The following is a 23,765-nucleotide window of genomic DNA, read 5'->3' as shown; positions in this document are numbered from 1 at the left end:
GGTGTAGCAGAAGCCCTCAATAGCTCACCGATGCCTGCAGCGACACGCGCCAGGATCCGGCCGGGGTATGCAGGCCGTCGGTCAGTGCCCTGGCCGCCAGCAGCTTGGAATTGAAGTTCGACCCGGCCGCAAAGTCGAATCCGGCTCCGACCGACGACAGCGTGGAGTCGCGCCGCGAAAACAGATCCCGCCCCCACCCGACGTCGGCCAGCAGGAACGGCGCCAGCGTGCCCGGCATCCACGAAGGCATGTTGGGCATCGAGACGTAGAGCGAGTTGCGCAGGATCACGGCCTGGTCGACCGCACCGTCTTCGGTCACATAACCGCGCACGGCTTGTATCCCGCCGAGCCCGATGCGTTCGGTGTCCGGAAGCGGCTTGGACGATGCCAGCACGGACACTTCCGATTTCAGCGACAGGCCCTTCGGCAGCGGCGTCACGCGGCCATATTCGAGGGTGACGAGATTGGTCTGCACGTCGGTGACGCGTCCATTGGTGAAGGCGCTCCAGGCGTGCGAATTGTTACCGGTCAGAATGCCTCCGGGATTGGACTTGAAACGGACGTCGAGGGTGTTGGTGCCCAGATTGTCCGACCAGCGCCCGTTCCATCCGACCACCAATTGGGCAACATCGGCGCTGCCCTCCGCGACAGGCGTATCATCGAAGATGGTCGTGCGAAGCTGGTGCTTGAGTTCGACGCCGCCGAGCAGATCGCCGGCCGCCGGCGGCAGCAGATCGGACAGCGCGGTCCGGACGATTGCCGATGCCTGGCTGGTTTGAGTCTTGATCTGGAACAGATTGTTGGGCCGCTCATTGGTCAGCACATGATCGCCCACGACTTCGAGACTCGTGCGCAATCCAAGCGGCGTGAGCAACCGTCCTGCCTGACTGACATATTTGGCGTCGGTCCGGCTGAACACCCCATCGTCGGCCCAGAAATTGCCGCTGCCGGTGAGCTGATAGGACGCGACGATATCGGCGGACGGCGCTCCGCTGGCGCCGACATAATAGCGATTGCGGTCGGTCAGGAGCGTGCCGCTGTTGGCATAGCCGGCGTATACCTGCCACGGCTTGCGGTCCGTCACCTTGATATCGACGTCTGTCAGCCCGAGATCCTTGCCGGGGCCGAACACCGCTTCGACCTGCCGAAACGAATTGCGGTTGGCCCAGTCGAGATCGGTCTCAAGCTTGCGGGCATCGATTTCCTGCCCGGGGACAAGGCGGATGCGGCTTCGCGGGTAACTCTCAGGTGCGGCTCCCGTCACCTTGATGCCGGCGACCTTGAAGACGATCACGCGGAGCTGGAGCACGCCGGACGATACTTCCTGCGGCGGCAGCGTGACCGATACGAACGGTCGCCCGGCCTCGCGGTAAGCCGCGGCCACCGCCGCCTGCACTTCGGCGATCAGCTTGCGGCTGAGCGGCCGATCGACGAATGGCGTGAGTTGCTCGCGAAGCGCGGCGGCGTCGATTCCGCTGACCTCGCTCACATCGATACCCTTCGCGCCGCCGACCCGTTTCGCGCCGGCGTTTGCTCCAATCAGGACGATGGCTTGAACGTTTACGCCGAGCGGCGTTGCATCGTCGCTCCTGAGCAGATCGTTGGTATCGATCTTGATCGCCGACGCGCGGCGCGGCGGCTCCGGCGGCAGATTGCGCTCCACCACTTGCGCCTGCGCGATGCCGTCAGGCGCGATCGCAACAGTGCCGGCCATGATCAGCGCACAACAGGTGCCGATTCCCGTCGCATGACGCGCGGATGTTCGCACCATCGACGTATGAGTCTGCATGAGTTTGCACGTCCCGACGTTCTGTCGCACACGGCGAACAATGAATAAGTCAATCAATATGGTTTCTGGATTAATAACCGTTTAAGGCGAGTTCCAGCTGTGACATAACTGCAGCGTGTACGGTTGAGATGACTCCGCTCATACCAACTTATGCGTGTATCAACACATCCGAATGTGTGGCGCTCATCCACACAATCAACATCAATTGTCGACAAAGGCTGGCAGCCGATCGCGACTGATCATCGTGTCGACGAATCTGGCGCGTTCGCCAATCCGCCGATTGTTCGGATGAGGAAGCTCAAGGCATTGCCTGGATTTGCAGACGATTGCGGCAGACGGTTGCTCGATGCTCACGGGCTCGCGCATCTGCTCGGGCGGCTGCGGCGCGGGCAAAGCGACCCGCGACCTCACGTACGCTGCGAGTTCTGCGGTCGGTACGCGAGCGGCTGGCGTAGCGGCTGCTGGCGTAACCGTGAGGCTCGCTCCAACAAAGGCGAAGGCGTAGTTCGAGGAGGCCGCCAGCGTCCCCTGCGTGATGCCGTAGACGCCGGCATCGCTGGAAGTCGTCGCCGATGTCGCCAGCGCGCCCGACAGCGTGTCGCCGTTGACCAGGCCCGAGCCGCCGACCTGATAGGTCAGCGCCGGATTTGTGTCGCCATAGGCGCGGCTCTTCGCGTCGGCTGTCACGGTGATTGCGCGTTGCGTCACCGTCAGGTTGGCGCTCGCATAGTTCAGCGCATAGTTGGTCGAGGCCGCCAGCGTGCCCTGCCCGATCCCGTAGACGCCGACATTGCTGGCTGTTGTTGCCGATGTCACCAACGCGCCCGACAATGTGTCGCCGTTGACCAGGCCCGAGCCGCCAATCTGATAGGTCAGCGCCGGATTTGTGTCGCCATAGGTGCGGCTCTTCGCGTCGGCCGTCACGGTGATTGCGCGTTGCGCCACTGTCAGGTTGGCGCTCGCATAGTTCAGCGCATAGTTGGTCGAAGCCGCCAGCGTGCCCTGCCCGATCCCGTAGACGCCGACATTGCTGGCTGTTGTCGCCGAAGTCGCCAGCGCGCCCGACAGTGTGTCGCCATTGACCAGACCCGAGCCGCCGACCTGATAGGTCAGCGCCGGATTGGCATCGCCATAGGCGCGGCTCTTGGCGTCGGCTGTCACCGTGATCGCGCGTGGGGTGACCGTGAGATTGGCGCTTGCATAGTTGAGTGCGTAGTTGGTTGAAGCCGCGAGGCTGCCTTGCGTAATGCCGTAGATCCCGACATTGCTCGCTGCTGTCGCCGACGTCGCCAACGCGCCCGACAGGGTGTCGCCATTGATCAGGCCCGAGCCGCTGACCTGATAGGTCAGCGCAGGATTGCCATCTCCGTAGGTGCGGCTCTGGGTATCCGCCGTGACAGTGATCGCGCGCGGCGTGACAGTGAGATTGGCGCTCGCATAGTTCAGGGCGTAGTTGCCCGAGGCCGCCAGCGTCCCCCGTCCGATCACGTAGGTGCCGACATTGCTGGCCGCGGTCGCCGATGTCGCCAGCGCACCTGACAACGTATCGCCATTGACCAGACCCGAGCCGCTGACCTGATAGGTCAGCGCTGGGTTTGCGTCGCCATAGACGCGGCTCTTCGCGTCGGCCGTGACGGTGATCGCCCGCTGGGTGACGGTCAGATCAGCACTCGCATAATTCAGCGCGTAGTTGCCCGAGGCAGCCAAGCTACCCTGCGTGATCCCGTAAATGCCGATATTGCTGGCTGATGTCGCCGACGTCGCCAGCGCACCGGATAGCGTATCGCCATTGACCAGCCCCGAGCCGCCAACCTGCCAGGTCAGCGCCGGGTTTGTGTCGCCATAGGCGCGGCTCTTGGCATCGGCGGTCACCGTGATCGCGCGCTGGCCGACGGTCAGGTTAGCGCTCGTATAATTCAACGCGTAGTTACCCGAGGCCGTGAGCGTGCCTTGCGTGATGCCGTAGACGCCGACATTACTGGCTGTCGTCGCTGACGTCGCCAGCGCTCCCGACAACGTATCGCCATTGACCAGACCCGAGCCGCCGACCTGATAGGTCAACGCAGGATTGGCATCGCCATAGGCACGGCTCTTCGCATCGGCCGTCACGGTGATCGCGCGCTGGCCGACGGTCAGGTTGTTGCTCGTATAATTCAGCGCGTAGTTGCCGGAGGCCGTCAGCGTGCCCTGCCCGATGCCGTAGACGCCCACATTGCTGGCTGTCGTCGCCGAAGTCGCCAGCGCACCCGACAGCGTGTCGCCATTGACGAGTCCCGAACCACCGACCTGATAAGTCAGCGCCGGATTGGCATCGCCATAGGCACGGCTCTTGGCGTCCGCCGTCACCGTGAGCGCGCGCTGGGTGACGGTCAGGTTGTCGCTCGCGTAGTTCAGCGCGTAGTTGCCCGAAGCCGCGAGGCTGCCTTGCGTGATGCCGTAGATGCCAACGTTGCTGGCCGTCGTCGCCGATGTCGCGAGCGCGCCTGACAGCGTGTCGCCGTTGACCAGGCCAGAGCCGCCGACCTGATAGGTCAGCGCCGGATTGACCTCGCCATAGGCGCGGCTCTTGGCGTCGGCCGTCACCGTGAGCGCCCGCTGGGTGATGGTCAAATTGTTGCTCGAATAATTCAGCGCGTAGTTGCCCGAAGCCGCCAAGTTACCCTGCGTGATGCCGTAGGTGCCGACATTGCTCGAAATTGTCGCAGATGTCGCCAGTGCACCCGATAGCGTGTCGCCGTTGACCAGCCCCGAACCGCCGACCTGATAGGTCAGCGCAGGGTTTGTGTCGCCATAGGCACGGCTCTTGGCGTCCGCCGTTACGGTGAGCGCGCGCTGGGTGACGGTCAGGTTGTCGCTCGCGTAGTTCAGCGCGTAGTTGCCCGAAGCCGCAAGGCTGCCTTGCGTGATGCCGTAGATGCCAACGTTGCTGGCCGTCGTCGCCGATGTCGCGAGCGCGCCCGACAGCGTGTCGCCGTTGATCAGGCCAGAGCCGCCGACCTGATAGGTCAGCGCCGGATTGACATCACCGTAGGCTCGGCTCTTGGCGTCGGCCGTCACCGTGAGCGCCCGCTGGGTGATGGTCAGATTGTTGCTCGTGTAGTTTAGCGCGTAGTTGCCCGAGGCCGCCAGCGTTCCCTGCCCGATCCCGTAGGTACCGACATTGCTCGAAATTGTCGCCGACGTCGCAAGCGCGCCTGACAGGCTGTCGCCATTGACCAAGCCCGAACCACCGACCTGATAGGTCAACGCAGGATTGGCATCGCCATAGGCGCGGCTCTTCGCGTCGGCCGTCACCGTGATCGCTCGCTGGGTGACGGTGAGGTTGTCGCCAGTGTAGTTCAGAGCGTAGTTGCCCGAGGCCACCAGCGTCCCCTGTCCGATCACGTAGGTGCCGACATTGCTGGCCGCGGTCGCCGATGTCGCCAGCGCACCTGACAACGTATCGCCATTGACCAGACCCGAGCCGCTGACCTGATAGGTCAGCGCTGGGTTTGTGTCGCCATAGGCGCGGCTCTTCGCGTCGGCCGTGACGGTGATCGCCCGCTGGGTGACGGTCAGATCAGCACTCGCATAATTCAGCGCATAGTTGCCCGAGGCCGCGAGCGTGCCCTGCCCGATTCCATAGGTGCCGACATTGCTGGCCGCGGTCGCCGACGTCGCCAGCGCTCCCGACAGACTGTCGCCGTTGACCAAGCCAGAACCGCCAACCTGATAGGTCAGTGCAGGATTGACATCGCCATAAGCCCGGCTCTTCGCATCGGCTGTCACCGTGATCGCGCGCTGGCTGACGGTGAGGTTGGCGCCGGTATAGTTCAGCGCGTAGTTACCCGAGGCCGTCAGCGTGCCCTGTCCGATGCCGTAGACGCCGACATTACTGGCTGTCGTCGCTGACGTCGCCAGCGCTCCCGACAGCGTGTCGCCATTGACGAGGCCCGAACCGCCGACCTGATAGGTCAGCGCTGGATTGACATCACCGTAGGCGCGGCCCTTGGCATCGGCCGTCACCGTGATCGCGCGCTGGCCGACGGTCAGGTTGGCGCTCGTGTAGTTCAGCGCGTAGTTGCCCGAGACCGCGAGCGTGCCTTGCGTGATGCCATAGACGCCGACATTGCTGGCTGTCGTCGCTGACGTCGCCAGCGCACCTGACAGGCTGTCGCCGTTGACGAGGCCCGAGCCGCCGACCTGATAGGTCAACGCCGGATTGGCATCGCCATAGGCGCGGCTCTTGGCATCCGCCGTCACGGTGACCGCGCGCTGGCCGACGGTCAGGTTGGCGCTCGTATAGTTCAAAGCATAGTTGCCGGAGGCCGTGAGCGTGCCCTGCCCGATCCCGTAGGTGCCGACGTTGCTGGCTGTCGTCGCCGATGTCGCCAGCGCGCCCGACAGCGTATCGCCGTTGACCAGACCCGCGCCGCCTACCTGATAGGTCAACGCTGGATTGGCATCGCCATAGGCACGGCTCTTGGCGTCGGCCGTCACGGTGATCGCGCGCTGGCCGACGGTCAGGTTGGCGCTGGTATAGTTCAGCGCGTAGTTGGTCGAGGCTGCCAGCGTTCCTTGCGTGATTCCGTAAACGCCGACATTGCTTGCCGTGGTCGCTGATGTCGCCAGCACGCCCGACAATGTGTCGCCATTGGCAAGGCCCGCACCGCTGACCTGATACGTCAGAGCCGGATTGGCATCGCCATAGGCGCGGCTCTTGGCGTCGGCCGTCACGTTGATGGCGCGTGGCGTGACGGTGAGATTGTTGCCGGTATAGCTCAGCGCATAGTTGGACGACGCTGCCAGCGTGCCCTGGCTGATGCCGTAGGTGCCGACGTTGCTCGTCACGGTGGCGGCGGTGGCGAGCGCGCCGGAGAGGCTGTCGCCGTTGACCAGGCCGGAGCCCGAGACCTGCCAGGTCAGCGCCAGATTGGCATCGCCATAAGCACGGCTCTTGGCATCAGCCGTCACGGTGATGGCGCGTGGCGTGACGGTGAGATTGGCGCCTGTGAATGAAGACATCGTGTAGTTGGTCGAGGCCGCCAGCGTGCCTTGCGTGATCCCGTAGACGCCGATGTTGCTGGCTGTCGTCGCCGACGTCGCCAGCGCACCCGACAGCGTGTCTCCATTGACCAGGCCCGCGCCGCCGACCTGCCAGGTCAGCGCCGGGTTGGCATCGCCATAGGCGCGGCTCTTCGCATCGGCCGCCACCGTGATCGCTCGCGGCGTGACCGTGAGATTGGCGCCAGTAAACGAAGACACCGTGTAGTTGGACGAGGCTGCCAGCGTGATGCCGTAGGTGCCGACATTGCTGGCTGTCGTCGCCGATGTCGCCAGCGCGCCCGACAGCGTATCGCCATTGACCAGACCCGCGCCGCCGACCTGCCAGGTCAGCGCCGGATTGGCATCGCCATAGGCCCGGCTCTTGGCGTCGGCCGTGACCGTGATCGCGCGCGGCGTCACCGTCAGCGCGGCAGGCGTTTGGATCAGGCGATAGGCCTGCCCGGTGGTGCTGATGACGGTGCCGCCCGCTGTGATCGCATAGCTGCCGACATTGGACGCCGTCGTTGCCGCCGTCGACAGCGAGAGGCCGCCGAGAATGGCTGAGGTGTCGCCCGTGTGCAGGCCGTAGTATGAATAGGTGAAAGCCGGGTTGGCATCGCCGTAGGTCCGCAACGCATTGGCGGGATCGACGCGCAGGACATAGTTGACGCCATAGAGCTGCGGATAATAGCCGGCGCTCGGCGCCGACCACACGTTGGCGAAGTCCCAGCCGGCGTACGTGGTCGCGTAGTTGGCAGGATTCTGCATCTGGCTGGTCGTCAGGCCGATCCCGCCGTTGATGGTTCCGTTTCCGATGGCGGCAATCTGGCCTGTCGTCACCGTGTCAAAATAGGATTGGGTGATCGTGCCACCGTTATTGCCGACCAGCCCGCCGAGGTTAGAGCCGCTCACCGCCCCGGCCGCGTAGGCCTGGGTGATGGTGCCGCTATTGTTGCCGGCAAGACCTCCGGCGTACTGGCCGCTGACCGCGCCGACGGCGTAGGCCTGCGCGATCGCGCCTTCACTGTAGCCGACAAGCCCGCCGACATAAAAGTTGGGGCTGCCGACCGTCACGCTGGCATAGGATTGCGTGACGTTGCTGCCCGTACCAAAGTTGTACCCGACCAGCCCGCCGATATATCCGCCGGTGCCGTTCACCACACCAGTCGCATAGGACCGCGTGATGGTCCCGGCGTTGATGCCCGCCAGCGCGCCGACATTGTTCCTGCCGGTCACTGCGGCGCCCGGCAGACCCGCGTCCCGCACCGTTACGCCCGCGCCGACATACCCAAACAGTCCGACATCATCGGTGGTCGGCCGATTGATGGTCAGGTTCGCGATGGTGTACCCTTGGCCGTTGAACGCTCCGGTGAATTTCGTGGCGGTGCTGCCGATCGGCGAGAAGCCCGCCGATGACCACATGCCGGGATATTTGCCGCCGACGGCCGCCAGGCTGGAGCCGAGGTCGATATTGCCCGCCAGCGTGTAGCTCGCGCCGAGATTCATCGCCATCAACTGAAGCTGGTGCGCGTTGGTGATGGTTGTCTGGTATTCCCAGCGGCCGAACGGCCGGGTCTGGCCGTTAATCATGAACCAGCCGGTCGAGCCCGTCCCCGGAAAGCTGAAGTTGCCATAGGCGCTCTGCTTGAAGGCGTAATTGGCTGCGGCGGACTGTGCAGGATCGCTGGTTACGGCCGTCACGCTGCCCGGACCGCTGCCGCCGATGCCGGACGTCTGCCCGCTCGTGTAGGTGTCCCAGTAGGACGCCGTGACTGAGTTGCCGTTGAAGCCGACCAGCCCGCCGACATAGCTCGGGCTGCCGCCCGTGCCGGTAACGGCGCCCGTCGCATAGACCTGGGATATCGAGCCGGCGGTAGGGCCAGCAGCGATATTGTTCAGCCCGACGGCGCCGCCGACGTAGAGCGTTCCGCTCACGGCGCTGTTCGAATAGCCGTTCGACAGGGTCTGAAAGTTATAGCCGACGAGACCGCCGGCGCCGGCACTGATCGCGGTGACCGATCCGCTCGAGTAGACATTGCTGACCGCCCCGTAGTTGGCGCCGACGATCGCGCCGACAGTGGTATGGCCGGTGACGGTCGCGCCGATGACGCCAACGTTGCTTACCGTGGCGCCGGCGGCGAGATAGCCGACCAGCCCGACGTTTTGGTCTGACGGACGATTGATGAAGAGGCCCGAGATCGTGTGGCCCTGGCCGTCCAAGTTTCCGGTGAAGGTATTGCTGGCCCCGATCTGCTGGAACCCGGCCCCGCCGTTCCAGGTGGACGTGATGCCGGCATCGATGTCGCGGCCGAGCGCATAGGTTCCGGCCTTGTTGTTGTTTATATTCTGCAGGTCATAGACCGTGTTGACCAGCATGGTGGTCTTGAGCGTGGCGCCGCCGGTGACGTTGCTAGCGAAGTTGGTCTGCGTCGGTGCCGTGTATTTGGTGGCGTTGACGGTCGAGTTGCTGCCGGTCGGATTGTAGAAGATCGAGACCGTTCCGGCCGTCGATACCTGGCCGCCGCCGAAAGTCACGGTGCCGGTGCCTGTACCCGCATTGTCCGCACGCAGCACGACACCGCCGCCGCCGGTGCTCGTGATGTTGGCGTTGACCGCGATGTTGCGATAGGCGCTGAGCGTCAGCGTTGCACTGGTCGACCAGCTGATGCCGCTTGCCACCGTGATGTCGCCGTTGCCGCCGCTGCCGGTCGCGCTCGTCAGCTGGGTGACGTTGCTGCCCCCGTTCAGCGCAGTCGCGATGGTGCCGGCGAGCGTCGCATCGATCGTCAGATCCACGGGATCGAGCAGCCAGCTACCGCCGTAGCCGGCATTGACGCTGCCGCCGGTGAAGTTGAACACATGCCCCGAGGTCTCGATGAAGCCGCCGCGCAGACCCTGGGTGCTGATGGCGCCGGCAAACGACGTCGTGCCGTCCGACCACACCACCACATTGCCGCCGGCGCCGGACGTGCCGTCGGCCGTTATCGTCGCGCCTGCCTCGATCGCCGTATTCTGCGCATTGGCGATGGTCTGCCGCAAGAACTTCAACGAAGCATCGGCTCCGCCGGCGCGGTCGCCGCCGATCAGCACGGTGCCGCCCGACGTCCCGCTGGCGTCGATCACGGCGCCCGACGTTAAGGTGATGTCCGTGCCCGTCACCACGACGGTGCCGCCGGCACCGCCGTTGCCCTTTGCCTCGATCGTTCCGCCGACCACGACCTTGTCGCCGCTGACAACGACGTCTCCGCCGCTGAACGCGCCGCGCGGGCTGGTAATCGCCGTGCGCGCCACGTTTGCTTGCACGCGCCGCGCCACGACCTTCTGCGTCACGTTGACCGAACCGCCCTCGGCCGTGAGAAAAATTCGTCCGCCCTTGCTGGCGACACCTGTTGCGGTGATGGCCTGCCCGGTATTGCCGGCGAGCGCATAGACGTTGCCGCCATTGGCGCGCAATTCTACTTCCGCGGCGCGGATCGCGCCGCTGTTGCGGACCTCGCCATCCTGCGCCGGACGCCGCACCAGCACCTTGCCGTTGCCGAGGGAGCCGTCGCTCAGCACCACCTCGCTGCCGGACGCCATCGCGGCGGTGCCGTTGCGCGCCGTCAGCGAACCATCGTTGCGAACCTGCCGCGCGATCAGCACGACGTCGCCTTTGGACGCGCCGATTTTGCCGAGATTGACAACCGAGGCGTTGCTGTTGCCGCTGAAGGTCAGCGATCCTCCGACGCGGAACTCCGCATCCTTCACATCGAGAGTCGAGGCCACGAAGCTGCCGCCGGTCTTGATCTCCCCGCTCGGCCCGACGACCACTCCCGACGGATTGACGAGGTAGACCGAGCCGGTCGCCGACAGGACGCCGTTGATCGACGACGGCACGTTGCCGGTCACGCGGTTGAGCGTCGCGCCGCTGCCGTTATTGAACTGAACCTGATTGCCTTGCCCGATTGAAAAGCTCGACCAGTTGACGATCCCGGTGCGGCTCGATTGGCTGATTGTGAGGCTGGTCGGCGACGTCGAGCCGATCGCAACATTCCCGCTCGCTACCGTTCCGCCGGTCGGCAGCGATTGTGCAATCGCGGGCTGTGCGCAGCCCAAGCCCCACAACAGCGCGATCAAGCTGACGGAAGCTCGAAACTCTCTGGTGCACGATTTGATGGCCGGCGAAAGACACGACGTGGATGAGACGATCATCGAACCACCATCCGCTTAGAACCGGCCGTACTTCAAAGCTTCGCGTCTCCACAATTTCTTGTTGGACATGCACGGTTCCATGCACGGAACTCAACATCGCAGCAACCATCTAAGGATGCATCAAAGAACAAGCGCAATTTTTCGGAAAATTGCAGACAATGGAAGTGACGGCAGCCGCTGGCTGTGCGCGGCACGTGACTGCGCGCCGGTGCGGGCGGGCTATCCGAGGTGATCGCCGTTGCGATGTGGCCTCGACATCCGACGCAGCCGGGCCATCGTCTGCTCGATCTCCCAGAACATCCAGACGAACGCCGTACCGAGACCAATCACGACAAGCAGAAACATCAACGTCAATGCGGGCGCTGTGAGCATGTTCAACATCCCCCATGCGGTGCAAACGTCCTATCAGCGAACAATATCAATGACGGCCTCGGTGTAATAACACCGGGGCCGCGCTATTCGTCCGGTCTGCACCGGTTCAGCTGCAGACCTGCACGGGCCGGATGCGCCAGCCATACGGTGTAAGCACACTCCGCCGAACGATGTAGCAGCCGCCATCGCCGTAGTAATAGGCATCCGCATAGTCTCCGTAATACGGATAGCCGTAATCATAATAGTCGTTGTAGTAGCCATAGCCCAAGCCTAGTCCGATTGCCGTCACGGCAAACGGAAATCTCCGGTGATGCCGGAAACCGCGGTGGAAGCCGCCATGGAAACGGTTGACGGCAAGGGTGCCGCCCCGAAATCCGGCAGCCGGCAAAGCGGCCACACGGAAACCACCGCCCCCGATCGCGGCCGGACGGAAACCACCGCCCCCGATCGCGGCTGCACGGAAACCGCCACCGCCGATCGCGGCGGCCCGGAAGCCGCCACCGCCCATTCCAATTCCGCCGCCGCGGAAGCCGCCGCCGCCGATTCCAATCCCCCCGCCGCGGAAGCCGCCGCCACCCATTCCAATCCCGCCGCCGCCGCGGAAACCGCCGCCGCCAAAACCACTACGAGCCGAAGCTACGTCCGGCGCCAGCATGGCGACCGATGCGCATGCGAACAAGGCGATCATCATTTTGCGTAACATCACCTAACCTCCATGATCTTGCGTTTCGAACGCTCGACGCTTTCGGCGTCGGATCCTCAGAGATCCCGGAGCAACTCTAGGACGACTTCACGAAGGTGGCGGGGCAATTTTGCTCACATCTGCGCGACCGGACATCGCGCGGGAGGAAGATATCAGCAGCCGCGGCAGATGCTCTTGATCTTACGATCGACCTCCTTGTTCTCCTTGTTGACCTCGATGTCGCCGCTCGTCTGCGATCTCGCTGAACCGGTCGTTACGCCGCTGCCAGTGTTGACGCCGCCGCCCGACGACTGCGCCGTACCCGCGGTGTTCGTGCCTGGCGCGGGCGGCGACGCACGCCTTACCGAGTTCGCCGCGCCACTTGGGTCCTCGCCGGCATTGTTCAATCCGCCGGGGGCCGCGGGCCCCGGGGGCACGCCGCTGATGCCTTGCGAGCCCGCACCGGCAGAGCCCGCGCTCGGCGAGCCAGCGGCGCTACCGCTGCTACTGCCGGCAGATGATCCGCCCGCGGATCCGCCTGCGCTCTGAGCAAACGAAGCGACCGGGGATATCAGGATTGTGATTGCCGCAAACGCGGCGGCTGCAGATACCAGTTTCATCGGAAATCTCCTTTTCGGAGCAACGACGGCCCCCGGCCCTTGTTCCTGCCGGAACGATTCCGCCTCCCGATCATTCATTTACATCCGCTCGACGGTTCGGAGTGGTCACGCTTGCGCAAATTGATCGCCTTCGACGACGACACGCTCGACAAGCTCAACCAGCTTGCACGCGATCGAATGGGGACGTTTCAGGAATTGGCCGACGAAGCCTTTGCGGACCTGCTCAAGAAGCACGGCATTCCCATCGACCTCAAGGACGCGCTGCGGAAAAGTGCGGGGCTTTCGAAGGGTGCGACGCCGAAGAAGGCAAGATCGAGAACCGGAAAGACGCCATCATGAATTCCGACCCAGACCCCGACCCTTTCGAGCAAGGCCAGCGCGCCGCACGCCAGAACATTCCGGCGGAAGCCAATCCGTATCGCGATGGCAGCGAGCAACATGCGCTCTGGGCCGCCGGCCATGAAAAGGTCGCCGGCGCCAGCGAGGCGAACGAGAGCGAAGGCAGCTGAGGCGGAAAGCAGGCTTCCGGCTTCAGCCGATCTTCTTCAGTCCATTTTTGAATCGTGGCCCGTTCCGTACGTAGGACTTCGCGGCACGCCCCATCGCCGTCGACTGCTCCGGCGTCAACGTCCGGATCACGCGCGCAGGCGAGCCGATGATCAGGGAATATTCGGGATACTCCTTGCCTTCGGTAATGATCGAGCCTGCGCCGACGACGCTACCGCGGCGTATTCGCGCGCCATTCATGACGATCGAGCCCATTCCGACGAGCGCGTCGTCTTCAAGGGTGCAACCGTGCAGGATAACGTTGTGGCCGACGGTGCAGTTGCTGCCGATCGTGAGCGGAAAGCCCGGGTCGGTGTGGCAGGTGGAATTGTCCTGCACGTTGGAGCCTTCGCCGATCTCGATCCATTCATTGTCGCCGCGCAGCACCGCGCCGAACCACACGCTGGCCGAATTCAGAAGGCGCACCTTGCCGATCACGACAGCGGTATCTGCGATGAAATAGTTTCCGTCTCCGGGGAGTTCCGGCCCCTGTCCGTCGAGTTCGTAGATCGCCATAGCAAAAAGGTCTCCGTCGGAGCGTTTTCAAGCGAAGTGGATCCCGGTTCGCGTGAAGAAAACACGTCAAAACAAAAGGCTAGAGCTCCGTTCTGATTCAATCAGAACGGAAAAAGGCTCTAGCGGAGACCTTGGCACGGCCGCTGGCGCGGGATCAAGCGAGCAGGCCGAAAGCCTCAGGCCAGCACGCCGGTGGCACGCAGCGTCATCAGGAAAAACGTGCCGGACATCAAGCTCCAGAAGCCTGATAGCACGGTCGCCATCATCACGAATTCGAAGCGGCGGCGCTCGATCTGCACGCCGCGCAGCGTGTTGCGCATGATGATGAAGGGGGCGGCGAAAACCAGAAACGGCACGGCCGCAAACGTCTTCGGCGCCACGCCTTCGCCAAGCAACCCGAACCCGGCGGGCCGCGCCGCCACCGCCTGATAGCCGCTGGCAAGCGCGCCCGCGAATGCAAAGCCGATGCAAAGGGCGAACAGGGAATTCAACGCATCGGGCGACATGACAACTTCCCCTTGACCGAAAAACCGCGCCCTGCTTTCGCAAAATTGGACGGCGGCCGCCACAGCATCCTTAAGGAAAGGTTAACAACGCCCCGCCGGGACCTCGTTTGCGCATGGCTGGCGCGGCCGGAAACCCCGCGAAATCATGAGGAAATTACGCTCCTCATGGCATATTCGCGAAGATGATTCGCTTGGTTCCCTCCTCCACTGATGCTTCGTTCATGACCCTGCTTTCGACGGCCCAGCACCTCGCCCGCGACACCCGCAGGGACCCGCGCTCGCACATGATCCTGATCATGATCGCGGTAACCATCACCGCGTGCGCCGTTGCGCTGGTTGCCTATTTGCTGTGGCCGACCTGGGTGGCACGGCCTGCCGGCGCCCCCGATCGGTTACCGGTCAGCGTCGGCGCCACGCTCTTCAACGTGCCGACGGCGGCGATCCGCCGCAAGATCCAGCGCCACTCCGGCCCGCAGGAGCGGGTCGATCTGAGTTTCGTCTTCCCGTCGCTGGAACCGCCGGATGCGCCGAAGCACGTCAGCGCCGATACGATCGAGGAGAAGGTACAGCCGATCGACCGGATCTTCCTGTCGATATCGGCCCACCACGACACGCTGGCGCCCGACGCGCGGGTCCGCACGATCTATCCGCGCTATCTCGCGCAGGCCGCAACGCTGGTGGAAGACGGATTGACGATGCGTATGTTTCGCGACGGCTCGCCCTACGCTAATGAAGACCTGTTCTCCGCAACGACGCCGGGCCTCAACGCACGCTGCTCGCGCGACGGTCAGACGCCCGGCATGTGCCTGAGCGAGCGCCGCGTCGACGGCGCCGACCTGACGTTTCGCTTTCCGCGGAGCTGGCTGTCGCAATGGCGCGACGTTGCGAATGCGATGGATCGCCTGACGGCGCAGATGCGCGGGCCGAAGGGCTAGCGACGGACTCGTAGGGTGGGCAAAGGAGCGTTAGCGACGTGCCCACCATCTATCACCGATCGCGCTTCGAAATGGTGGGCACGCTGCGCTTTGCCCACCCTACGGCGTTGCGGTCGGGCTGCGCGCCTCAGCCGACGTCGGCCAGATCTTCCTCGAGGATCGCCATCTGAAACTGGAACGAGCGATCGTCGTCTTCGTCATCGACGAACAGCACGCCGATGAACTCCTCGCCGATATAGACTTCGGCGGAGTCGTCCTTTTTCGGCCGCGGCACGACACGGATCTTGGGATTGCCGAATACGCGCTTGAGATAGGCGTCGAGCTTCCTGACTTCCTGAACGTCCACGGCGGTCTCCAATCGGATTTTCTAAATTTCCGGGGAGGTTTTAGGACGAGACGGCGCAGACCGCCAGCCGTAACTTCACAAATACGGCTGCCAGAAAGTGTGGAAAATCAAAGCCCGATGGCTCCGAGCATCTGATCCATGGTGCGCGAAGGCTCCGCACAGCCGGCTTCGCCGACGATCTTGGCGGGAACGCCGGCCACCGTGACGTTGTGTGGCACCGGCTTGACCACCACAGAGCCCGCGGCGATGCGCGCGCAATGGCCGATCTCGATATTGCCGAGAATCTTTGCGCCCGCCCCGATCAACACGCCGCGCCTGATCTTCGGATGACGATCCTCGTTCTCCTTGCCGGTGCCGCCCAGCGTGACGCCGTGCAGGATCGAAACGTCGTCGTCGATCACGGCGGTCTCGCCGCAGACGAAGCCGGTCGCGTGATCGAGGAAAATGCCGCGGCCGATTTTGGCGGCGGGGTTGATGTCGGTCTGAAACACCGCTGACGACCGGCTCTGCAGATAGTAGGCGAAATCCTTGCGGCCCTTTTGATAGAGCCAGTGCGCCAGGCGATGGGTCTGCAGCGCGTGAAAGCCCTTGAAGTAGAGCAACGGATCGATGAAGCGCGAGGTTGCGGGATCGCGATCATAGACCGCGACCAGGTCGGCGCGGAACGCATTGCCGAGATCGGGTTCGTCGCGCAGCGCCTCGTCATAGGTCTGGCGGATCAAATCGCCCGAGAGCGCCGAATGATCGAGCCGCTCGGCGAGACGATGCACCACCGATTCTTCGAGGCGCTCGTGATGCAGCACGGTCGAATAGATGAAGGACGCGAGCTCGGGCTCGCGGCGCACGATGTCCTCCGCCTCGCCCCGGACGCGGTCCCAGATCGGATCGAGTGCGGCGAGCTTCGAACCCTGCGGATTGACCTGATGCACTACTGCCATGGTGGCTCTCGCAAATTCGCTTGGTTGGCCGATATGATAGCACGGCGGGCGGACGGCTGTCCCGGGCAGGCTTCGGCAAAGTAAACCGCTGCCAAACGCCATTCGGGGTCAATTCAAGGTGGTCTGGATTTTGCGGAAATCAAGTCGGGTAGCCTCCGACTATCGGTGAATTTCGGCTGCCCGGCCGTTCCCGGCATGCCAGCCGAAAATGGGGGGCAACCACATCAGCGCTCAGCCGCCATCGCCATCGCCATCCCATTGATGTTGCTGACCTCGTGATCGCTCATTGCCGGCGCGACAGGAAGTCGGTGACACCATTCTTGTAGACCTTGTCGCCGACCGCGCGCATGTGATCACGGTTCGGAATGTCGAGCACCTCGGCACCCGGAATGATTTTCCCGAGCGCCGCGGCTGAGCCAGCGATCTCGTCCTTGGTGCCGACCGCGATCAGGACCGGCACGCCGATCCCGGCGGCTTCTTCCGATGTCATCAGCCGCCGCGAACCGCGCAGGCAGGCGGCAAGCGCGCGGCGGTCGGAGCGGGTCTGATCGGCAAAGGCGCGAAACGTCCGTCCGACCGGGTCGGTGACGTCCTCCAGCGACGGCGCTTCCAGCGCTGTGGCCACGTTCTCGCCGGGGCCGCCGCCCGCGATCAACCCGATCCCGATGCCGCCGAGGATCGCCGAGCGCAGCCGCTGCGGCTGCTCGCGCGCCAATATCGCCGTCATGCGCGATCCCAGCGAATAGCCCATGATGTCGGCGCGCTCGATTCGAAGATGATCCAGCAGCGCGATGACGTCACCTGCCATGATCGCAATTTCGTAATCAGCGGAATCGTAAAGCTTTTCGGAATCGCCGTGGCCGCGGTTGTCGAGCGCGATCACGCGGCGGCCGTCTTTCCTTAAGTCGGAAACCCAGGTCGGATAGACCCAGTTGACGTTCTTGCTGGAGGCGAAGCCGTGCACGAGAACGATCGGATCACCCTCGCCTTCGTCGAGATAGGCAATTTCGACAGCGCCGTTGTGAAAACTCGGCATCATCAGTTCCATTTTTTGGGGATCGGAATGGGCGACCTTGCAATGACTGCAAGTCTAGCCCTGCGCGACAGCGCCCGCCAGAGCCGGGCCGGACGGCAAGGCTGCCGCCTGCTTTCTCAACCGCCGCGCCTTCTTGCGGCGCAGCCACGCTTCGGTGGCTCGTTCGGTGGTCGCCTTGATCGACGACAGAAAACCGAACAGCGCCAAGAGCGCACCGAACACCCACATCGTCAGATTGAACGTCCCGGCAGCGAGCAGCAGCGCGCCGCGGCCGAGCACCTTCAGAATCGCGCGGGTCTGGCCGCCCTTGGATTCGGCAAGCCGCGCGGCGCGCGCGACGTCCTTCGGCCCTTGCGCGATGCGCAGCGTATCGAGCGCCCCGCGCGTGCCGGCCTTTTCGCCGACGCGTCCGACGTCTTTCGCCAGCCGCACCAGCGCGCCGGCCTTCTCGGCGCGGAACGCCGCCTTGATCGCGCTGATGGTCTCGCCCGGCCGCAGCACCGAGCCCTTTGCGACCGCCTGCTGCAACATCGGTGCATCGACGACGTCGCGCGCCGAGCGTCCGGCCCATTGTGTCAGCCCCTCGCCCAGCCGTCCGACCTTGCGGGCTCCCTTCACCATACTGAGACCGGCACGCACCGGGCCAACGCCACCGGCAGACACATAGGTCGCAGCGGTCACCGCGAGCCCGACCGTCGCCAGGCCCAGCACCAGCCGGTCCACATCATCGCCCGTCGCGAGGTGTTTGCCCTCGCGCACGACGTCCCTGATATCGCCGTACACGAAGAGATCGCCGGCGACGGTGCCCGAGAGGCTTGCAACGTCGTCGGCGTTACCGGTCACCAGACCCGTGGCAAAGCGTTTGGCAAAATGCGACGCCGAACCCGCGTCAGTAACAGCATCGCTGACGCGCTTCGACAGTTCGTCGCTGACGGCAATGCCCTTGTCGCGGGCGAGCTCGACGAAGCTGTTGGCAAGATCGGAATCACCTGCCGCGAGCGCCGCCTCGATATGGTCGGCGACCAGTCCCTGATTGCTCCGCAGGGCGGAACTGATGTGGATATCGGACAGCGCCGCGGGGTCGTCCTGCGCCGCTAGAATGGCACCGGCCTCGCGGGCGTGCGGCCACAGCGCCGCGCACACCGCCACGCTGAGCGCCATGCACCCTAACGCCCCTGCCAGCGCTGATCCGAGCCGCAACCGCCTCATCCAAAAAAGCCTAATGTTTTGTCTTTCACAAGATGGTGTGCCGTTTTTAAGACACAACTGCCCCGACGAAAGAAGGGCTTTTCTCCGACGACAATATTGTGTCGAATTTGCATGAGCAAATGAGCGGTGGGGACCTCCCGAATCTGCTCTAGGAATCATTGGCACCCCCCACTATGGTGCGCGGCATTTCGAAGCTGCCGCGTCGCGTTGATTGCGTGCGCCCATCGTTGCTATCCAAGGTGAAACTGATGTCCGACCATGTCGTCCCGCATTTCCATAACGACGCCGGAGTCTCGGTAATCGAGATCGGCTCGCAGGAATTCATGTGCGTGGGCGCCAACCCGCCGTTCGACCATCCGCACGTCTTTCTCGACCTCGGCAACGACAACGAGATCATCTGCCCCTATTGCTCGACGCTGTACCGCTTTGCCTCCGACCTCGCCGCGGGCGAGGCCCGCCCGCCGGAATGCGTCCTGAAGGACAAGGTCGCCTGACCTTTCGGTGGCTGCCGCACGCACCATCATCGTTGCTGGTGCCGGGATCGGGGGACTGACGGCAGCGCTTTCGCTCGCCGCGAAAGGCTTTCGCGTCATCGTTCTGGAAAAGGCCGAACGGTTGGAGCAAGCCGGCGCCGGCCTGCAGCTTTCGCCCAACGCCAGCCGGATCCTGGTCGATCTCGGCCTGCGGCCGCGGCTCTCGCCGCGTGCCGTGACGCCCGAAGCCATCAACATCATGAGCGCGCGCGCCGGCGGCGAGATCGCCCGCCTGCCGCTCGGCGAAGCGGCCAGCTTGCGCGCCGGCGCGCCCTATTGGGTAATGCATCGCGCCGATCTGCAGGGCGCCCTGGCGGCCCAGGTCAACGACCATCCGGACATCGACCTGCGGCTCGGCTGCCAGTTCGAGGACGCGACCTCGCACGCCAAGGGGCTGACCGTGGTCCAGCGCCGCGGCGATGCGCGGCAACAGGAACTGGCGGTAGCGCTGATCGGCGCCGACGGCATCTGGTCCGCGGTGCGGAACCATTTATTCCCAGAGGTGCAGCCGCAATTTTCCGGCCTGATCGCCTGGCGCGGAACCCTCGATGCCACGACGCTGCCGCGCGAGTATACTGCGCCGCGAGTGCAGCTCTGGATGGGTCCGGACGCGCATCTGGTCGCCTACCCGATCTCGGCGGCGCGGCAGATCAACGTGGTGGCGATCGTGCCGGGGACCTGGAACAGGCCCGGCTGGAGCACACCTGGCGATGCCAACGAACTCAAGAACGCGTTCGCCTCACAGCGCTGGCCCGCCACCGCGCGGATGCTGATCGGCGCCGTCGACGGCTGGCGGCGATGGGCGCTGTTCACGCTGCCCGGCATTGGCGAATGGACTGATGGCGCGATCGCGCTGCTCGGCGATGCCGCGCATGCGATGCTGCCGTTTGCCGCGCAAGGCGCTGGAATGGCGATCGAGGACGCCGCCGTGCTCGCCAAATGCTTGAGCGAAAGCCCGGGCGACAATATCGCGGGCATCCCGGCAACCCTGAAGCGCTATGGCCGGATGCGGCGCGGCCGCGTGCTGCGGGTGCAGCGCGCCGCGCGGCAACAGGGACGGATCTATCATCTCACAGGACCGCTAGCGCTGGCGCGCGACCTCGCCATCAAGGCGATGGGCCCACAGCGGATGCTGGCGCGGCAGGACTGGATCTACGACTGGCGGGTGTAGGCTGGAATCCTCGTAGCCCGGATGAGCCAACGGGTCGCGCGAATGCGCGCCCGATGACAGGCTCCGCGAGATCCGGGACCACGCCACCACCGCCCCGGATATCGCTCCGCTCATCCGGGCTACCGCAGCTTAATTTGCCGCCCGGCTGCTCTTCGAACGGTCCTTGGCAACGGGCGCCGGCGCGATCGATGGCGGGACCGGCGCCGGCCGGGCTTCCGGTTTCGATTCCTGGCATCTGTTCTTCTGCCAGGCTTCTTCGGCCAGCTTCGACTGGCCGCGCAACGCAATGTAGTCGTTGCGGTAGGCCATCTCCGCCACCACGGGTCCGGCGACGCCGGTTTCGGCCTTCCTCATCAGTCCCTGCACTTCCGCGGTGCGGGTGGCAAGGCCCTTGCGCTCGGTCTCGAGCTGCTTGCAATCGTAGAGATCGTACTTGGCGGGGTCGGCGAAGGCCGGAGAAATGGTGTCGCTGATCCCGGCGCAGCCGGACAGTCCGGCCCCGAGCGCAACCAGCGCCAGCGCGGCAAGGCTCTGCGAGAATAACCGGCGATAGGACAGCGAGTTGGACATCGGGCCTTCGTTAAGTGGATTATGTTGAGATTGCCTAAAGCTCGCCGCAGGTAAACACCCCAAGTGTCCGCATTGAGGCTTTGCTTTGGCGGCGCGCTCACTTAAAGGTGGGGAGCGTTTTGGCCAGAGAGTATCCCAATTCCACTTCTCCGGAAAATGCGCTAAGTATTTGATATTCTAAGACTAAGCGGACGTGGCGGAACTGGTAGACGCAAGGGACTTAAAATCCCTCGATGGCAACGTCGTGTGGGTTCGAGTCCCACCGCCCGCACCACGCTTCGCCCTGACGGGCTACGCGTGGCGCAGCCACGCTAGAGACCGTCAGGGTGAGGCGTGCCCGGCGTAGCTTGAGCGAAGCGAAAGCGAAGACGGGCTGGTGACGTACGGGGGCAGATGCCGCAAATCGGTCTTTTCGAAATGCGCCGGCTGGAGATGCTGAGCAACACCATCTTTGGCGTTGCCATGACGCTGCTCGCCTATGACCTGCCAAAGGCCTCCAGCTTCACCCAGGCGCCCGGCTGGCACGACTTGATGCGCGTCTACGCGCAACCGGTCATCGCACTGATGATCAGCTTCATCGTCGCCGGCATGTTCTGGTTCAGCCATCACCGCCGGCTCGCGGTTGCTCCGGAAGGCGGCCGAGGCGTGGTGTTTCTCAATCTGTTTTTTCTGCTTTCGATCATCATCCTGCCCGTGACGAACGGACTCTACGGCGCCTACCGGCTCGATGACGTGCTGGCTGTCCTCTACGGGTTTCACCTCACGATCATCGCCGTGCTGAACGCGGTGCTATGGGTTCTTGCGCTCAGGGGCCGCAGCGATCCGTATTCGATGGCGACAGCGCTGTTTCCGGTGTTCGTGTTCGTCCTCGGCACGACCATGGCGTTGATAGCCCCGCGAATTGCGCAGTTCGTCTGGTGCCTGGCTTTCCTGGCGCCGCTGGCCGGCTGGATCGCCGCACGCCGTGCTGGTGGCCAGGGCGGTATGAATTGAACGCTTTCTCGATGACGGCCGTTTCGATACGGCGGCGACATGGTCTCATCGCGTCAGGGGCCGACGCGAAACCTTCGCCTTACTCACCGTCAGCAACCGGCTCGCCTCTTCGGCAATCATCCGCTCCATCTTTTCCTGAAATTCCTTGCGCGGCAGGCCCGGCGCGATCGGCGGGAGGAACGACAGCGTGATGGTGCCGGAGTGCATCATCAGGGTCTTCTTGTCCCAGAACAGGCCGGAATTGCACGCCGCCGGCACCACTGAAACGTCGAGGTTCGTGTACAGCGCGGAAATGCCGGCCGACTGGAACTTCACAGGCTCGTCGATCGCCTGGCGCGTGCCTTGCGGAAACAAGAGCACCTTGCGCCCCTCGCCGACCGCGCGCCTCGCCTCATCGACCATCTGGCGCAGCGCCTGGCGGCCCGCCGACCGGTCAACCAGGATCATCGGATACCGCTCGAGAAACCAGCCGACGAGCGGCAGCTCCCTCAACTCCTTCTTGGCGACGATGCTGGCGTCGGGGAAGATCACGCAGAGCGCCGCGGTCTCCCAGAGCGATTGATGATTGCAGGCTATGATGCAGGCTCCATCGGGAACGTGCTCGCGCCCCTCGACGCGATAATCCAGCCCCACCACGTACTTCATCAGGAACATGATGCCGTTGGCCCAGACCTGGGACACTGCGCGCACCGTCGCGCTGCTCGCGTTGAACAGCGCCATGAACGGCACCGACAGCGCAACGAGCAGTGTCAGGATCACCACGGCGGTATCGAAAAGTATAGACCTCAGATAATGCAAACGTCCGTCCCCTCGGGTCTCTATGCGGCTTCCAATACAGCACTTTTCCCGGGTTGCACAATTCGGGTAGGCCCGCTGAAATATGGCCCACCATGGATCGGCCCGATTGCCCAGCCAGGATCGCCCCATGTCCATCCAAGAAAAGATCGCCATCGCGCCGCATCTTGTCTTCGACGCCATCACCGCCGGCGTACCCGGCGCGCCGCTTGTGCTGCTGCTGCACGGCTTTGCGGAATCGATGCATTGCTGGCGCGCGCAGGTCGCGGCCCTCGGCGACATGGGCTATCGCGCCATTGCGCCGAGCCAGCGCGGCTATTCGGCGGGCGCCCGGCCGGATCCACGTGAGTTTTCATATTACCTGATCGACCGCCTGATGGACGATGCGATGGCGATCGTGGCGGCTGCCGGTTATGGGAGTGCGCGCTTTCATCTCGCCGGCCACGACTGGGGCGGCAGCATCGCCTGGGGCATCGCCGACCGCCACCACGAGCGGCTGGCCTCGCTCACCATTCTCTCGCGGCCGCATCCGAACGCGTTCAATCGCGCGCTGATGGCTGACAGCGAGCAGGCAGAGCGCTCAAAGCACCACAAGGCGTTTCTGGAGCCCGATGCCGCCGATGTCGTGCTCGCCGACGACGCCAAATGGCTGCGCGAGCGTCTGACTGCCAATGGCGTCCCTGCGGACGCGATCGAGATGCATCTGACCGTGCTTGGCAACAAGGATGCGATGGAGGCGGCGCTCGCCTGGTATCGTGCCCGCGGCGCGGTCCGCGGGCCACTCGGCCCGATCCGCGTACCGACGCTTTATATCTGGGGCGACGCCGACGACACCGTCGGCCGCGGCGCTGCCGAAGGCACGGTCGATTTCATAGCCGCGCCCTATCGCTTCGAGGTGCTTCCGGGCGTCGGGCATTTTGCGGCGGATCAGGCGCCGGAACGTGTATGCGAATTAATGCTGGAACATCTCGCCGCGCACCCGGCCTGAGGAA

Annotated in this window: 20 protein-coding genes and 1 tRNA gene; 8 read left to right on the top strand and 13 right to left on the bottom strand. The window is 64.2% G+C overall.

Annotated elements, in window-relative coordinates; translation table 11 throughout:
- Nucleotides 1-16: 16 nt before the first annotated feature.
- From KIP88_RS15285 to KIP88_RS46505, 5 genes are all read right to left on the bottom strand, one after another.
- Nucleotides 17-1,789, bottom strand: coding sequence for a ShlB/FhaC/HecB family hemolysin secretion/activation protein (locus tag KIP88_RS15285; RefSeq protein WP_214488730.1), 1,773 nt, complete (start codon nt 1,787-1,789; stop codon nt 17-19).
- A 201-nt stretch (nt 1,790-1,990) separates the two neighbouring features.
- Complete coding sequence (locus KIP88_RS15280; protein WP_214488729.1) at nt 1,991-11,005, bottom strand: MBG domain-containing protein; 9,015 nt, start codon at nt 11,003-11,005, stop codon at nt 1,991-1,993.
- A 219-nt stretch (nt 11,006-11,224) separates the two neighbouring features.
- Entirely contained in the window at nt 11,225-11,377 is a 153-nt protein-coding gene (locus KIP88_RS15275) for a hypothetical protein (RefSeq protein WP_214488840.1), read from the bottom strand.
- A 106-nt stretch (nt 11,378-11,483) separates the two neighbouring features.
- Complete coding sequence (locus tag KIP88_RS15270; protein WP_214488728.1) at nt 11,484-12,080, bottom strand: hypothetical protein; 597 nt, start codon at nt 12,078-12,080, stop codon at nt 11,484-11,486.
- Nucleotides 12,081-12,232: 152 nt separating this feature from the next.
- Nucleotides 12,233-12,679 carry a hypothetical protein gene (locus KIP88_RS46505; RefSeq protein WP_249790783.1) on the bottom strand — a complete coding sequence of 149 codons (447 nt, stop codon included), beginning with the start codon at nt 12,677-12,679 and terminating at the stop codon, nt 12,233-12,235.
- Between the two features lie 111 nt (nt 12,680-12,790).
- On the opposite strand from KIP88_RS46505, the gene KIP88_RS15260 reads away from it, so the two are divergent.
- The gene (locus tag KIP88_RS15260; protein WP_214488727.1) at nt 12,791-13,018 is read left to right on the top strand and encodes a hypothetical protein; all 228 of its coding nucleotides are present in this window, start codon (nt 12,791-12,793) and stop codon (nt 13,016-13,018) included.
- On the top strand, nt 13,015-13,188 hold the full coding sequence (locus KIP88_RS15255) for a hypothetical protein (protein WP_214488726.1): 174 nt from the start codon (nt 13,015-13,017) through the stop codon (nt 13,186-13,188). The genes KIP88_RS15260 and KIP88_RS15255 overlap by 4 nt, the downstream gene beginning before the upstream one ends.
- A 22-nt stretch (nt 13,189-13,210) precedes the next feature.
- Here the strand turns inward: KIP88_RS15255 and KIP88_RS15250 are convergent, their stop codons facing one another.
- Entirely contained in the window at nt 13,211-13,741 is a 531-nt protein-coding gene (locus tag KIP88_RS15250) for a gamma carbonic anhydrase family protein (RefSeq protein ID WP_214488725.1), read from the bottom strand.
- 176 nt (nt 13,742-13,917) lie between these two features.
- Nucleotides 13,918-14,247 (bottom strand): hypothetical protein, encoded by a 330-nt coding sequence (locus KIP88_RS15245; protein WP_214488724.1) that lies wholly within the window; start codon nt 14,245-14,247, stop codon nt 13,918-13,920.
- A 221-nt stretch (nt 14,248-14,468) separates the two neighbouring features.
- On the opposite strand from KIP88_RS15245, the gene KIP88_RS15240 reads away from it, so the two are divergent.
- Entirely contained in the window at nt 14,469-15,182 is a 714-nt protein-coding gene (locus KIP88_RS15240) for a hypothetical protein (RefSeq protein WP_214488723.1), read from the top strand.
- A gap of 127 nt (nt 15,183-15,309) precedes the next feature.
- Here the strand turns inward: KIP88_RS15240 and KIP88_RS15235 are convergent, their stop codons facing one another.
- The 4 genes from KIP88_RS15235 to KIP88_RS15220 form a co-directional block, all read right to left on the bottom strand.
- The gene (locus KIP88_RS15235; protein WP_025590201.1) at nt 15,310-15,528 is read right to left on the bottom strand and encodes a DUF3126 family protein; all 219 of its coding nucleotides are present in this window, start codon (nt 15,526-15,528) and stop codon (nt 15,310-15,312) included.
- Between the two features lie 107 nt (nt 15,529-15,635).
- Nucleotides 15,636-16,466, bottom strand: coding sequence for a serine O-acetyltransferase (gene cysE, locus KIP88_RS15230; protein WP_214488722.1), 831 nt, complete (start codon nt 16,464-16,466; stop codon nt 15,636-15,638).
- Between the two features lie 283 nt (nt 16,467-16,749).
- On the bottom strand, nt 16,750-17,502 hold the full coding sequence (locus KIP88_RS15225) for an alpha/beta fold hydrolase (protein WP_214488721.1): 753 nt from the start codon (nt 17,500-17,502) through the stop codon (nt 16,750-16,752).
- 54 nt (nt 17,503-17,556) lie between these two features.
- Nucleotides 17,557-18,711, bottom strand: a complete 1,155-nt coding sequence (locus KIP88_RS15220) for a hypothetical protein (RefSeq protein WP_214488720.1) — start codon at nt 18,709-18,711, stop codon at nt 17,557-17,559.
- A gap of 248 nt (nt 18,712-18,959) precedes the next feature.
- On the opposite strand from KIP88_RS15220, the gene KIP88_RS15215 reads away from it, so the two are divergent.
- Both KIP88_RS15215 and KIP88_RS15210 read left to right on the top strand, forming a co-directional pair.
- Entirely contained in the window at nt 18,960-19,205 is a 246-nt protein-coding gene (locus KIP88_RS15215; protein WP_018272338.1) for a zinc-finger domain-containing protein, read from the top strand.
- Nucleotides 19,206-19,212: 7 nt separating this feature from the next.
- The gene (locus KIP88_RS15210; RefSeq protein WP_214488719.1) at nt 19,213-20,415 is read left to right on the top strand and encodes an FAD-dependent monooxygenase; all 1,203 of its coding nucleotides are present in this window, start codon (nt 19,213-19,215) and stop codon (nt 20,413-20,415) included.
- A gap of 129 nt (nt 20,416-20,544) precedes the next feature.
- Here KIP88_RS15210 and KIP88_RS15205 read toward each other — a convergent pair whose 3' ends face one another.
- Entirely contained in the window at nt 20,545-20,985 is a 441-nt protein-coding gene (locus KIP88_RS15205; protein ID WP_214488718.1) for a twin-arginine translocation pathway signal, read from the bottom strand.
- Nucleotides 20,986-21,172: 187 nt separating this feature from the next.
- On the opposite strand from KIP88_RS15205, the gene KIP88_RS15200 reads away from it, so the two are divergent.
- Nucleotides 21,173-21,259: transfer RNA gene (locus KIP88_RS15200), tRNA-Leu, on the top strand.
- 119 nt (nt 21,260-21,378) lie between these two features.
- Nucleotides 21,379-21,978, top strand: coding sequence for a TMEM175 family protein (locus tag KIP88_RS15195; protein WP_214488717.1), 600 nt, complete (start codon nt 21,379-21,381; stop codon nt 21,976-21,978).
- Nucleotides 21,979-22,023: 45 nt separating this feature from the next.
- Here the strand turns inward: KIP88_RS15195 and KIP88_RS15190 are convergent, their stop codons facing one another.
- Nucleotides 22,024-22,740, bottom strand: a complete 717-nt coding sequence (locus tag KIP88_RS15190; protein WP_214488716.1) for a 1-acyl-sn-glycerol-3-phosphate acyltransferase — start codon at nt 22,738-22,740, stop codon at nt 22,024-22,026.
- Nucleotides 22,741-22,903: 163 nt separating this feature from the next.
- On the opposite strand from KIP88_RS15190, the gene KIP88_RS15185 reads away from it, so the two are divergent.
- The gene (locus tag KIP88_RS15185; protein ID WP_214488715.1) at nt 22,904-23,761 is read left to right on the top strand and encodes an alpha/beta fold hydrolase; all 858 of its coding nucleotides are present in this window, start codon (nt 22,904-22,906) and stop codon (nt 23,759-23,761) included.
- Nucleotides 23,762-23,765 lie beyond the last annotated feature (4 nt).

The organism is Bradyrhizobium sp. SRL28, assembly GCF_018596315.1.
Taxonomy (GTDB): domain Bacteria; phylum Pseudomonadota; class Alphaproteobacteria; order Rhizobiales; family Xanthobacteraceae; genus Bradyrhizobium.
This window is presented reverse-complemented; position numbering and strand designations above follow the sequence as displayed.